This window comes from Thauera butanivorans (genome assembly GCF_048398245.1).
Classification (GTDB): domain Bacteria; phylum Pseudomonadota; class Gammaproteobacteria; order Burkholderiales; family Rhodocyclaceae; genus Thauera; species Thauera butanivorans.
Window position 1 is genome coordinate 1032642 of sequence record NZ_CP183038.1, and the last position, 11429, is coordinate 1044070.

Below are 11429 nucleotides of genomic sequence, written 5' to 3' on the forward strand. Positions count from 1 at the left end.
ACTACAAAGAAGAAGTGAGCTCGAAACTACTGAGCCGGCACCCATCCGATGAAACTGTCCGGAAACTCCTGCCGGAATCTGACAATGACCTGATCGAGCAGCGGGGTGGCTGGCACGTCCAGCGGCACGGGCGCTGGCAGTTGCGCCAGCGGCTGCTGCATCAAGGGATGATCGAAACGCTTGGGATTCTCCAGTCCCGCCCATTCACGGAGGCGTAGCCAGCATAGGATTTCGTAGGGGAACAGCATGACGTCTTCGGCATCGAACTCGTCGATTTCGTCATGGGCGGTATTACGGGCCTCTTGGACATGGAAGTCGGCCATCGCGCATACCCAGTCGTGCACCTTGCCCGGATCGGTAGTGAGCCAGTCGTCGAGCACAGTCGCATACGGGCTCATATCGGGAGGGTAGGAGTAGAGCGAGGTGTCGAATTTCGGCCCACCGGCTTGGGCATAGAGGCGCAGGATGAACCAGAAGTGGCGGTAAATTTCCCCTGCGCGGTGCCGATCCGTATGCCGCAAATCGAGCAGGGAGGTGTCGAGGCCGCGAATCAAGGCTTGACCGATCCGGCTCGCGGCATCTTTCCAGCCAGCTATGACGGCAAGGGAGAAATAGAGTACGGCTTCATTCTGGAGCACTGAACCGCCCCCATTGAATTCTGCGAAGGCCGTCTCGAAGTGGATATAGGCTTCGGCATGGCGCACAGCAAGAGCTAGGTCTGTGTATCCGTTGCTGCCTTCGTTCAACACTGCGTGCTCGTAGTGGACAAGATGCCGGAAATAAATTTTTCGAGCACGGCTACCGAGAAGAGAAATTTCATCTTCACCGGCCAGATAGGCCTCAAACAAACCGGGGGGTCTATCCCTGAAGTTTCGGATCAGGGTTGGATTGACAATCCATTGCTTGAGCCATTTGCTGACATTCTTCTGCAACTTGACGACTTCTCTCTTGCTATCCATGTATCAATTCCTTATTCATTGGCAAGCCAGGGTTTTGAGCGGGAAGGTTTGTTCGGATTCTTCGCGCATCCCTTCGAGATGTCGTCGATAAAGACTTCACGTTTTTGGTAGGCTACAGGCTTTCCTGCCTCTTTCGCTTCGTTTATCCATTCGCGCGCGGTCTTGGCATTTTTTTGCTTCCGGTATTTTCCCATAGTTATCTTTGCCATCAGCCACTCGTGTCAAGCGGTCATTCGTATATTTTTCCTCACCCATACCGGCCTGATCTCTGGAGAGAGAAGGCGCGCTGCTCCCTTCCTAGGGCGTTGAGAGTTGGTCACACCAATTGTTTCCGTCTTGGCCGGGATTCGAAAAGAAAAATTCCCTGCATGGCTTATCACCATGCAGGGAGTCGGATAGGTGGCAGGGCTGGAAGTTTATGATGATCGCGTGATGTAAATGGCGAAAACCACGGCTGCGACTAATTCAGGGTGATTACCTGCGGCGGCTCCATCTGCTGCGCGATGTGATGGTAGACCTCCAGCTTCACGATATCCAGATTACTGACGACTTCCTTTCCACCCAGGGCCGGACGGTGCTTGTAGCCATACATCTCGTCACTCTTGAGTTGACCAAGGGCCTTGAGTGCTCGGGTGAACATCGGGCTCTCTGATTCGTCTGTTTCGTCAAAATATTCAATATCGCTGTGTCCCCAAAAACGTTGAAGCTTAATTGCTTCCCGAGCGTCGTCGAGTGGAGTGGAATCGTTCAGAGGGTCGTAAAAAATGATATTCAGATTAGGGTCTATAATAATAGCCTTACCTTTGGATTTACCCCATACGTAAAGGCATCCAAAAGCATTTCTGGCAATCACGCTCAAATCGTTGCGGTTCTCAAACGGGCTTCCATCCAGCCACATGTCCAGTAAGTCCTGATATTCAGCAGGGTTGGTCATCCATACAAGACCATTGTGGAAACCACAAGCGCCTACTGCTCGCCAATACACGAAGAGTTGCTCGGGAAGCTTGCCGCGGTATGTTTCAATCACCGACTCCGGGATGGGTGTGCTGTCGTGCGGCTCACCAAAGTCTTCCAGAAAACCGTCAAAATCTTCATCGAAACGGTAATTTGTCATCATCATTTCCTTGGGCTGGGTTTGCATCCGGCTGCCCGGGCTTCACGTTTACCGCAGGCGCGCAGCTCCACATTCATTTTCTCATTACCTTCACCGGCCTGTTTCCGTCGGCAGGCCTCGGCATCCATTGAATTGATCCGATCGCCTCGCCACTGACTGCCAATATGTTGGTTGGTATCGCTGAAGCCGAAATCGGCATCGCTCAACACACCGTTGTCACCGATTACATCCCTGCCGCCAGCAACCATATCTTGATTGTGCAAGGGATTTGTCTGGTCGCGTTCGCGTTTGGCTTTGGCTGAGCCCATCCGCTTGGCATCGCTACGCCCAAGGCCTTGATCACGAAACTGATCAGAATATCGCTGTGTCTGCTCTTTTTGTCGCTGATTCTTTGCCTTCCTTGTGACAGAAAGATCACGCCCAGGTGCCTTCGCGACACTTTGCCCCGTGCAAGGGTTTGTTCCGGTAAAGCCACCGCGCTGGGCAAGATACTCATCGACGCTCATGGCGTTGATGCCGTCCTGTTGGTGCTTGAGCTGGCGATCATACTCATCACGTCCACCTTTGGCTCGGTCTTGGGGGCAGAAGCATTTGACGCGTTGCCTTCGACCTCTCGCCCTATCCTTCCCGCCGCCGCTACCTTGAGTCTTCTTTGCCCCCTGCTGGGATGCCTGCTGGGCGGTCTCTTTGCCGACAGCCTTGCCAGTGCCCTCGACGGCGGCGCCGACAGCCCGCTTGCCGACCTTGGCGCCGGTGGCGGCCATGCCCAGCCCGGGCACCATCGCCGCTGCGCTCAGGGCGGCGTTGACTGTGTCACCCTCGGCCAGATAGATCAACGCATTGGCCCCGTCGGCTATCTCGCCGACCACCGGGATGAGGCCGACGACGTCGAGCACCCCGTGAGTGACGGCGCTGCCCCAGCGCCCCCACCAGCCGGTTTCCTTGGCGGTGGCCTGGATGGGCGGTGCGCTGTTGCCGTGCGGATTCGACCCGGTATCGGGGACGATGATCCCCTGGGTGTTGCCCATCGGCCCGGGGGTGGGCTGAGCATTGGGCTTGACCTGGGCGGAGACGGTGGGGCGCTTGCCGCTCATGGCTTCTTCCAGTTCATCCATACCGAATCGCCGGTACGCACGATGGGCTGGCCATTGACAAAGACGTTGCTGCTCTTGTCGATGTTGTGGCTGATGGTGGTATGCGTGCCCGAGACGACGCCTTTGCCCGCGCCGGGTTCGTCGCCCTTGACCTTATCGACGAAGCTCTCGTTGTGCAGATAGACGGGCTTGCCCTGCAGGAAGACGTTCGGCGAGCACTGCTGGCTCTGGTCCATCGTATGGGTGATGGGGTAGGGCACCGGAGAGCCTTTCTTGCTGGGAGTGATGCACACGTCGGGTGCCAGGCTGACCAGACGGAAGCGGCCATCCTTGGAGACGATGTTCTCATCGGCCATGCGCCGTCTCCGGTGTGTAATACGCCTGTGTGCCTGGCGGCCAGGTACCGAGTTCGAGTGCCCGTACTCCGGTGCGCGCGCTGACCGTGGCACGGCGAACCACCGAAAGGGTGGCGGCTGTTGGATCGATGATGACCGTGTCGATGTGCATCGGTGCGAACAACAGCGGACCGGCCTGCAGGCGCAACAGCAACTGCAGGTCTTGCCGGGGCAGGGCGAAGCGGATGCCGCCGCCGTTGGCGGGCGGGTCTGGCGTCAGATTGGCCAGCGCGATGATTTCGCCGCCCTGGGGATAGTCGATCTGTTGATCCTGGGGCGCGCAGTTCCAGTAGCGATAGTCGTGGTCGAGCGGCGACTTCGGCCACTGCGTGGCTTTCCAGGTCTCGTCGTGCGTGCCGGCCAGTTTGAGGCGGGGTTGCCACCAGCGGCCGATCGGTCCCAGCCCCAGTGCCGGATAGTCGTCCTGGCCCTTGAATGGCTTGTCGGGTAGCTCGATTTGCGGTGCTATGTGCAGGGCCGCTTCGACTTGTTCCCAATCGGGAGCGGACGGGTGCTGCACGTCGCGGACCATGCCAACCGCCTCGAGCACCTGTGCTGGATTACGGCCGCAGCCGATGGGATTGACCGCGTCGTAGGCGGGCATGCGTGCCAGGGCGCGGGCAACCTTGTCCCTGTCCGCTTCACTCAGGCCCGGGGCATCTTCGAGCCGTTCCAGTACGTTCTGGAGGGCGATGGAATTGGGGCCGCCGCAGGCCAGCTCGTAGAGGATGGGGACTTGCGTGGCGGGCTCGGGCGCGGTGAGCGACCAGCCCAGCATCCCCTTTGTCTGGTGGCGCGGGCCGGTGACCTGGAGGACCTTGTAAATCGCATTGCCGAAGGCGAAGCCGACCGCCCAGCGATCCTTGGGTCTGCCGCCGGGGCTGTAGGCGTGCGCGTTGACGACGAGGACGTCGCACTTGGGTTTGTACGGTGCGTAGTCGCTCTCCTGGATGAGGCTGGAGGTGTTGACGCCAAGGCGGAATTCGTCCGATTCGCACAGCGGGGCCTGTTCTTCGGGTGGAAGCAGTTCCGGCACGGGGACGGCGCCCGCGCCGGCGTCCAGCGTGCGCAGGCTGTAGGTCGTCCGGCACACCATGACGTGGAAGAGCTCGCCCTGCGGGTCGACATGCTGGAAATACTGACTCGGCCAGGGGGTGTGGTTGCTCACCTCCGGCAGCGGGGCGCTCGCCAGGGGGGCGGGAAGCGTGTTGTCCGGGCCGTTCATGGTCAATTGATGTCGATCCGCTCTGAGTCGAGGCCGATGTGTTCGCTGCCGACGACATCGATGCTTTTGCCGTTGATCGTGATGGTGCCGTCGGCTTTCATGACGAGGGTGGAGGCGCCGACCTTGAGGGTGATGGATTCGCCCGCCTGCAAGGTGAGGTGCTGCCCCACGGTGGTGGTCTTGTCGATGCCGATCTGGCTGGTCTGGCTGAGCCCCACGAGGGTGTTCATGGCCATGCCGACGTTCAGGCTGTAGCCCAGGCCGACGTTCTCCATGCGCCCGAGGCCGACGTTCTGCAGGTAGGCCATGGCGATGGTCTCGGTCTTGTTCTTGCCGACCTTGATCGACCAGTTCTTGCCGATGCGGTCGGTCTCGTTCCTGTCGACGGTCTTGGTCCGGCTCTTGTGGATGGTGAGCGCTTCGTTGCCATCGACCGTGCGGGTCCGGTTCTGGTGCACGGTCAGCGTCTCGTCCAGATCGACCGTCTCGGTGCGCCAGCCGTGGACGTCGATCTTCTCGTTGCGATCGACGACCTCGGTGCGGTCGCGGTGGATGGTGTTGAACTCGTCGCGGTCGATTTCCTTGCGCCGGTCGTTGCCGACCCACTTGGATTCGTCGTGCTCGACCTCGGTCAGAGCGTCCTTCTGGGCGTGGAACCAGACCTGTTCGGCGCCCTTCTTGTCCTCGAAGCGCAGCGCGTTGGCGTCGCCCGCGCCGTCGCGCAGGCCGGCACCGGCCGCGCCGCCCTTGCTCGAGCGGGTCAGGATGCCCGACTGGGTGCGGTTGGCCGGCAGCGACCAGGGCGGCATCTGCTCGGCGTTATAGACGCGCCCGGTGATGATCGGGCGGTCCGGGTCGCCGTGCTCGAAGTCGACGATGACTTCCTGGCCGATGCGCGGGATGTGGATGGCGCCGAAGTTGCTGCCCGCCCAGGGCGAGGCGACCCGGATCCAGCAGGTGTCGGTGCCGTCCTTCTTGCCGTAGCGGTCCCAGTGGAAATGCACCTTGACGCGGCCGTATTCGTCGGTGTGGATCTCTTCGCCCGGCGGGCCGACCACCACCGCGGTCTCGACGCCGCGGGCGCGCGGCTTGGGCGTGGCCAGCGGCGGGCGGAAGGGGCGCTCGGCGGGCAGCGCCTCGACGTCGACGTGGAAGTGGCTGGCGGTGCTGCCGGCGGCGCCTTCGTAGTCGTTGTCGGCGATGTCGTAGCTGACGGCGACGAGCGTGAGTTCGCGGTTCTGGTCGGCGCGCGGGTGCCCGGTGAGCGTGAGCCGGTGGCCCGGGGCGGCGCCGCGCACGCGGCCCGACAGGTGAATGGTCTCTTGCTGGCGCTGCAGCCGCTCGAGGGTGTTGGCGGCGTACTGGGCGCCGTCGCCGGGGTCGAGGTAGTCGCCGGGGTAGTGATAGCGGGTGTAGTGGTCGAACAGGTGGCCGCGCGGGTCGGCGTGTTCGGTGGTCAGGTCCGACGAGGGGCGCTCGAAGTCGTAGTCGGCGTGGATGAGCCGGCCGGTCTCGACGCGCCGGGTCAGGCGCCAGGCGTCGAAGTGGTCGCGGTCCGGGCGGGTCTGCACGCCGCTGTAGTAGGGCACGGTGGCGTAGCCGGGGCAGTCCGGGTGGGCCGACAGGTGATCGGCCAGCACCAGGGTCTCGCCGTCGGCCGCGTGCTCGAACCAGAAGAAGATGCCTTCGTGTTCGAGCTGGCGGCAGATGAAGGACAGGTCCGTCTCGCGGTATTGGACCAGGTAGGTCCAGCGCTTGTAGCGCGCCTTGAGCCGCATGTCGAAGCGCACCGCGTTCTCGCCCAGTACCTGGTACAGGATGTCGGGCACGCTCTGGTTCTGCCAGATGCGAAAGTCGGCGCGGCGCGAGGCGTGCCACAGCCGCGGGGCGAGGGTGGTTTCATAGACCCAGTGCCGGCCTTCGTGGCCAACGGCGGCAAAGTCGATCATCTGACCCGACAGGTAGCGACGACCGCGACGGTCCGTCTCCAGTTCGATGGCGCAGCGTTCGCCGATCATGGCCTGGCAGTCCAGGTCGGGCGAGGCCGACTTGAACCGTACCGTGAAGCGGTACAGCGAGGACAGCGCCTCGCGGCCCGACAGGCTCACCGCCCACAGCGCGTCGCCCAGCGGCGTGTGGGCGATCAGGAGACGATTCATGGTTTGCTTTACTCGTTGTCGGTTTCGGTCGTGGCCTCGGCTGCATCGTCAGCCGTCTCGGCGTGTTCATCGTGCTGAGCGTGGCCGGTGCCGTCTGGCTGGTAGACCGAGATCAGCAGATCGACGCGGCGATTGACGGCACGCCCTTCGCGCGACGCGTTGGGCGCGATCGGTTCCGCGTCGCCACGGCCTTCGAACGAGACCCGGCTCTCATCGAGTCCCAGCGACACCAGTGCGTCGTGCACGCTTTCGGCCCGGCGGGTGGAGAGGGTCAGATTCTGTTGGGGATTGCCGACGTTGTCCGTGTGCCCGATTACAAGCACCGCGAGCCGGGGATGCGCGCCGAGCGTGGAGGCGATGTGCTCGAACACTGGGCGCATCTTCGGGTTGATCTTCGTGCTGGACGTTCTGAAGATGTCGCCGGAGCGGACCTGGACGACGAAATCGCCGTTCTGGTGTTCGGTGACGCTGAGATGAGGGCTCTGGCGCAACTGCTGGATGGCCTGGTTACGCTGCTCGAGCCACGCAGTGTGCTGCTGGGCTGCCTGCATTTCGGCAATGGTTTCGGCCGATGGCTCTGCAGGCTGCTCCGGCACGGTGGCACAAGCGCCGAGCGTGAGCAGAAGAGCCAGGATCGGCAGGGGATGGAAGGGGGTATGGGACGACATCGTGTGTTCCTGGGAAGTTGTTAGTTGACCGGGATCAGGTGTTGCAGCGGGAGGTAGCCATCTGTCGTATCGCGTGATGGCGTGGGATGCGGCAGGGTTCCATCGCGACGAACGCGGACTTGAACCCAGTCGCCGTCGATGGTCTGAAGCTTCAGAACGGGCTGTCCGGCGTCCAGTACGGTAATGCCGGGGGCTTGTTCATCCGGTTGCGCCTTGAGTTCGGCTCGTCCGGCGTCGCCGCTGATCTGGTAGATCTCCAGGTAGGGCGGAATGCCGCCGCAGTCGGCGGCGCTTTCGGCTGACGAGATTTCCTGGCGAAGTTGAACAGGATCTCGCCGGGTGGGCGATGGTTCCATTGCTGCGAAATCGCCAAAGAACAGGCGCTTGTCGCATTCGATGAGGGCAGACAGGTGCTCCATGCGCAAGGTGACGGCGGCCACTGCGTCGCCCTCCTTGTAGCGGAAGAAGTTCGACGGCACGTGTGGAAACAGGCGATCGAGCAGCGGAACGGCTGTTTCGAGCGGGAATTCGGTGGCGAAGGTGCCGTCTGCCAGTGGTGCGTCGCGGTAGATCTGGATGCTGGTGGGCTGACTGGCAGGGCGTTCCGTTTCTTCGATACGAGGCAAGCTGCGTAGCGATTGCGCGTCGGGGAAGAAACGCATGAACAGGGTGCGCTGCTCGGTACTGCCATCCGGCCACGAGGGGACCCAATACACTTGAAGTACGCCCGAAAGTGTGATCTTGCCGGCATATTCGAGCCGTTGTGTCCGGGCCGATCTTTCCACGTCGGGCGCCAGGCCCTGGGGAGCCGCCAGTGCCGCGCCCAGCGCGAACAGGGTGCCGATTGCACCGAGGCGCAGGAGACGGGAAAATGGACGACGGGTGCTTGCTGGGTTTCTCATTGCATTTCTGAAAGGCGAAAGGCTTACTGGTAGTCCGAGGATAATGGATGGCGTGGGGAGCTGCTGTTGTGGATCACGCTTTGCTCCTCAGCCGGAACCGAGGCATCGAAAGCTATCGCGTAGAACACTGCGGCTGTCTTTGCGGATAAGAAACTCGACCCCCCAACGCCAAACTTCTTCGCCGTATGAATGGCCGATCATCACCCGGGCGCGCCATACGAGTGCTTCCGGAATGGATGGATCGTCCAGGATCGTGGTCTCGATCAGATTTTGTGCTTCCGGGTTGTCGAGCGCGGCGATAAAGCCGCTGATGTATTCACCGATGGTTCGGTCGTCGGGGTGGGTGCCTGCCTTGTGGCAGGAAGGGTCGACGATGAGAGGAACGTCCGTATTGAGAAGCAGGAGATGAATGATCTCCCGAGGCTCGGGTGCTGCAGTGGACGGAGTCACACCGGGGGAGGCCGCTTCAGGGCTCATGGTCGCGCATCCGCCGGCCATGATCGACATGCTGGCTGCCACCAGCAACGCCCGGAGGCGATAAGCTGCCGAAGTGCGCATCAGAGCTTGCTCCCGTGAGGTAGCTCTCCCCAGAACATGGCGTTATCGGGTTCTCGATAATGGCGGCTGAACTGTTCCGGCGTCTGGCGTACGACCTTGTTGCGAGAGTTCGAGTAGTGCCAGATATTGCGTTGATCCCCGCAGAAAATGCCTACATGCTTGCGAGGAACGTTGACCATGCCCTTGTTCTGCAAGTCGACGTGGTTGGCATTCAGAATGAAAACCAGTCCCGTGCGCACTGTGTCCGGCAAGTCAGCCCAGGTGCCGACACGTGGACAGTGGGGAAATATTTCCTGGACCCGAATCGAAGCCGCCGCACCCGAGCCGTGCACCATCGAGCGGCAGGTAATGCCGTATCGCAGTTCGAGGACATGGCTGACGAAATGCGCGCAATGGTTATCGGAGTTACCGTGGAATCCTACAGGGCAAATACTCGAGATGTGCTGTTCAAGATAGCTGTTCAGATCGGCTTCTATCATGGCTTGTTGTGCTCAGGAAAATGGACGGTGGGTGCTTGCCCGGTATCTCATCGCATTCCGGAAAGGTGAAAGGATCACTGGTAATCCGCGGATATTTCGAGGAATACGTTGTCGATGCCCGCGTCGTTCAGGTAATCCTTGACCTTGCGCAGCATCGAGACACTGGAGTTCACCACATTGCTGCCCTTCGTTTCGCCGACGAGAAGGCATCCATCGGTATTGGAGGGGTAGTTGCCATTGTGGATCAGGATGTAGCGGCCCTCTGAAACCGTGCTGTTGTATAGCAGTGGCACAGGGTTGTAGGGCTTGACCGTGGGGATGTTGCTGTTATGCCATTTGAGCCGGTAGGTGCCTTCCGGGATGCGCAGCCGCAGCCCCGACTGTGCGGTGTCCGGGCCAGGGCGTTCGAGCACGTAGCCTTTCAGGATACCGTTGTTGCTGCCGAGTTCCGAGATTGTGGCCGTTTCGCTCTGCCATTTGCGGACGATCTGGATCTTGCCCATGATTTTATTCGATTGAACCTTTTTGGCTGTTTAATTAGGTCCCACTGCGTGGGGGCAAAATGAGGATCAGCTGATTTATGGAAAATGTATCCTGCCATGATGGCTGGAGTGGGCTTCCCAGCGTGGGCTTCCTGTAATCAGAAAGCGGCGTTTACTCCCGGGTGGCCGATGTACGCCCGCCGGTTCGGAAAGAAACGGTATCCGGAACGCCGGCTTCTGCAGCACCTGAAGTGTCCAGATCGTATCTCCCATGAATCGGAACGATATTTTGTCGGGTTGCTGTACCTGCAGTTTCTCGAAACGTCCTGTGGAGTACATGCCGCCAATGCGTGCACTATCTTCAAGTGTGCCGGAGAAGCTGACAAGATGGATATTCAGCGAATCCTCATGAGGAATGTCGTCAGTCAAAAAAAGAAGATAACCGGCATCACATTCGAGTGCAGCCTCCAGCACGCACCCTTCGATACGTTGGCCTGTTGGTTTGCCGCCGACAACCAGTTCACAACTCGGTGGTGTTTTGTCGGAAGCTTGGCGTAGGGCTCGGGCGGTGATGGTTTCGGTTTGTTGTAGCATTGACCATATCCGGATGTTTTCAGGTGAGGGAAGCTCCGCGGGTGTCAATGCTCGTGATCATTTCTTTCGTTGCCGCCAAACCTCGGCTTTCCTGCATTTTTCAGAAGAAGTGCAATGACAACGAGTAGCATTGCCACGAAGGCATACTGACCCAGAAACTGGAAGGTCGCCCAAGCCAGCGCTGCAAGAGCAATGCACGCTGTCAAAAAAGCATCCTTTGTCATCATGCGTACTCGAAGCGAGGGGAGACAGGAAACCCGGGCCGAAGCCCGGGTGAAACCGCATCAAGCCTTGTTCTGCTTGACGTCCCAAGTGCCGGTCACGGCAGCGCCCATGGAACCGTTGGCGTTCTGTTCCTTCACCTCGACCTTGATCTTGGAGTAGGAAATGCTGACGGTTTCCTTGACGCGGGCATCATCGGTGGAGCCGGAGGGGCCTGCGTGGGTGATGATGCAATCGGTCAGGGTGATGCGCATGTATTCCTGCGAGCCGTCGCCGACTTTGCAGCACGACACTTCGACCGTACCGATATGCTTGCCGGACGCGCAGTACTGCATCAGGTTCGGCGTGGCCTTGTCGACGTAGTGGGTGAACGACAGGGCATCGAAACTGGCCTTGCCGACCCCGCCGCCGCCGCCGGTGAAGGTCGAGGAGGACTGGGAAACGCCGTAGTTGAAGGACAGGACGTCGATCCAGCCGGCGTGCTTCGAGTCCTTGGACTCACCGTCGATGCCGGCGATCTTGATGAAGAAATCTTGTAGGGATGCCATTGATATCTACCTTCCTATGTGTTGAAAAAA

15 protein-coding genes are annotated in these 11429 nt (G+C 60.4%); all 15 read right to left on the minus strand.

Annotated features, from left to right (window positions below):
- Positions 1 to 26 precede the first annotated feature (26 nt).
- The 15 genes from ACNQFN_RS04935 to ACNQFN_RS05005 all read right to left on the minus strand — a co-directional run bounded on the left by ACNQFN_RS04935 (position 27) and on the right by ACNQFN_RS05005 (position 11399).
- Positions 27 to 959, minus strand: a complete 933-nt coding sequence (locus ACNQFN_RS04935; protein WP_418648168.1) for a hypothetical protein — start codon at positions 957 to 959, stop codon at positions 27 to 29.
- Positions 960 to 970: 11 nt separating this feature from the next.
- The gene (locus ACNQFN_RS04940) at positions 971 to 1168 is read right to left on the minus strand and encodes a hypothetical protein (RefSeq protein WP_157659190.1); all 198 of its coding nucleotides are present in this window, start codon (positions 1166 to 1168) and stop codon (positions 971 to 973) included.
- A gap of 251 nt (positions 1169 to 1419) precedes the next feature.
- Positions 1420 to 2100 (minus strand): GAD-like domain-containing protein, encoded by a 681-nt coding sequence (locus ACNQFN_RS04945; RefSeq protein ID WP_083953694.1) that lies wholly within the window; start codon positions 2098 to 2100, stop codon positions 1420 to 1422.
- Positions 2076 to 3188 carry a polymorphic toxin type 15 domain-containing protein gene (locus tag ACNQFN_RS04950; RefSeq protein ID WP_157659189.1) on the minus strand — a complete coding sequence of 371 codons (1113 nt, stop codon included), beginning with the start codon at positions 3186 to 3188 and terminating at the stop codon, positions 2076 to 2078. Before ACNQFN_RS04950 ends, ACNQFN_RS04945 begins: the two co-directional genes overlap by 25 nt.
- A complete protein-coding gene (locus ACNQFN_RS04955; protein ID WP_068638476.1) occupies positions 3164 to 3523 on the minus strand; it encodes a DUF4150 domain-containing protein in 360 nt (119 codons plus the stop codon). Before ACNQFN_RS04955 ends, ACNQFN_RS04950 begins: the two co-directional genes overlap by 25 nt.
- Complete coding sequence (locus tag ACNQFN_RS04960) at positions 3513 to 4787, minus strand: DUF2169 family type VI secretion system accessory protein (RefSeq protein WP_418648169.1); 1275 nt, start codon at positions 4785 to 4787, stop codon at positions 3513 to 3515. Before ACNQFN_RS04960 ends, ACNQFN_RS04955 begins: the two co-directional genes overlap by 11 nt.
- Before the next feature lie 2 nt (positions 4788 to 4789).
- Positions 4790 to 6946: a type VI secretion system Vgr family protein gene (locus ACNQFN_RS04965; RefSeq protein ID WP_418648170.1), complete on the minus strand. Its 2157-nt coding sequence runs from the start codon at positions 6944 to 6946 to the stop codon at positions 4790 to 4792.
- A gap of 8 nt (positions 6947 to 6954) precedes the next feature.
- Positions 6955 to 7614 carry an OmpA family protein gene (locus ACNQFN_RS04970; protein ID WP_418648171.1) on the minus strand — a complete coding sequence of 220 codons (660 nt, stop codon included), beginning with the start codon at positions 7612 to 7614 and terminating at the stop codon, positions 6955 to 6957.
- Between the two features lie 20 nt (positions 7615 to 7634).
- Entirely contained in the window at positions 7635 to 8516 is an 882-nt protein-coding gene (locus ACNQFN_RS04975) for a hypothetical protein (protein WP_418648172.1), read from the minus strand.
- Positions 8517 to 8603: 87 nt separating this feature from the next.
- Positions 8604 to 9074, minus strand: coding sequence for a hypothetical protein (locus ACNQFN_RS04980; protein ID WP_068639234.1), 471 nt, complete (start codon positions 9072 to 9074; stop codon positions 8604 to 8606).
- Positions 9074 to 9553 carry a hypothetical protein gene (locus ACNQFN_RS04985; RefSeq protein WP_068639233.1) on the minus strand — a complete coding sequence of 160 codons (480 nt, stop codon included), beginning with the start codon at positions 9551 to 9553 and terminating at the stop codon, positions 9074 to 9076. Before ACNQFN_RS04985 ends, ACNQFN_RS04980 begins: the two co-directional genes overlap by 1 nt.
- A gap of 74 nt (positions 9554 to 9627) precedes the next feature.
- Entirely contained in the window at positions 9628 to 10056 is a 429-nt protein-coding gene (locus ACNQFN_RS04990) for a DUF5675 family protein (RefSeq protein WP_068639232.1), read from the minus strand.
- A gap of 75 nt (positions 10057 to 10131) precedes the next feature.
- Entirely contained in the window at positions 10132 to 10629 is a 498-nt protein-coding gene (locus ACNQFN_RS04995; protein ID WP_157659223.1) for a hypothetical protein, read from the minus strand.
- A 44-nt stretch (positions 10630 to 10673) separates the two neighbouring features.
- Entirely contained in the window at positions 10674 to 10856 is a 183-nt protein-coding gene (locus tag ACNQFN_RS05000; RefSeq protein WP_418648173.1) for a hypothetical protein, read from the minus strand.
- Positions 10857 to 10913: 57 nt separating this feature from the next.
- Positions 10914 to 11399 carry an Hcp family type VI secretion system effector gene (locus tag ACNQFN_RS05005; protein ID WP_068639231.1) on the minus strand — a complete coding sequence of 162 codons (486 nt, stop codon included), beginning with the start codon at positions 11397 to 11399 and terminating at the stop codon, positions 10914 to 10916.
- Positions 11400 to 11429: the final 30 nt, after the last annotated feature.

Bases quoted from the DNA above. Each gene is read 5' to 3' on its own strand.
- ACNQFN_RS04950 (WP_157659189.1), bottom strand. From the start codon at position 3,188: ATGGATGAACTGGAAGAAGCCATGAGCGGCAAGCGCCCCACCGTCTCC.
- ACNQFN_RS04955 (WP_068638476.1), bottom strand. From the start codon at position 3,523: ATGGCCGATGAGAACATCGTCTCCAAGGATGGCCGCTTCCGTCTGGTC.
- ACNQFN_RS04985 (WP_068639233.1), bottom strand. From the start codon at position 9,553: ATGATAGAAGCCGATCTGAACAGCTATCTTGAACAGCACATCTCGAGT.
- ACNQFN_RS04935 (WP_418648168.1), bottom strand. From the start codon at position 959: ATGGATAGCAAGAGAGAAGTCGTCAAGTTGCAGAAGAATGTCAGCAAA.
- ACNQFN_RS04970 (WP_418648171.1), bottom strand. From the start codon at position 7,614: ATGTCGTCCCATACCCCCTTCCATCCCCTGCCGATCCTGGCTCTTCTG.
- ACNQFN_RS04960 (WP_418648169.1), bottom strand. From the start codon at position 4,787: ATGAACGGCCCGGACAACACGCTTCCCGCCCCCCTGGCGAGCGCCCCG.
- ACNQFN_RS04965 (WP_418648170.1), bottom strand. From the start codon at position 6,946: ATGAATCGTCTCCTGATCGCCCACACGCCGCTGGGCGACGCGCTGTGG.
- ACNQFN_RS04995 (WP_157659223.1), bottom strand. From the start codon at position 10,629: ATGCTACAACAAACCGAAACCATCACCGCCCGAGCCCTACGCCAAGCT.
- ACNQFN_RS04945 (WP_083953694.1), bottom strand. From the start codon at position 2,100: ATGCAAACCCAGCCCAAGGAAATGATGATGACAAATTACCGTTTCGAT.
- ACNQFN_RS04975 (WP_418648172.1), bottom strand. From the start codon at position 8,516: ATGAGAAACCCAGCAAGCACCCGTCGTCCATTTTCCCGTCTCCTGCGC.
- ACNQFN_RS05000 (WP_418648173.1), bottom strand. From the start codon at position 10,856: ATGATGACAAAGGATGCTTTTTTGACAGCGTGCATTGCTCTTGCAGCG.
- ACNQFN_RS04990 (WP_068639232.1), bottom strand. From the start codon at position 10,056: ATGGGCAAGATCCAGATCGTCCGCAAATGGCAGAGCGAAACGGCCACA.
- ACNQFN_RS05005 (WP_068639231.1), bottom strand. From the start codon at position 11,399: ATGGCATCCCTACAAGATTTCTTCATCAAGATCGCCGGCATCGACGGT.
- ACNQFN_RS04980 (WP_068639234.1), bottom strand. From the start codon at position 9,074: ATGCGCACTTCGGCAGCTTATCGCCTCCGGGCGTTGCTGGTGGCAGCC.
- ACNQFN_RS04940 (WP_157659190.1), bottom strand. From the start codon at position 1,168: ATGGCAAAGATAACTATGGGAAAATACCGGAAGCAAAAAAATGCCAAG.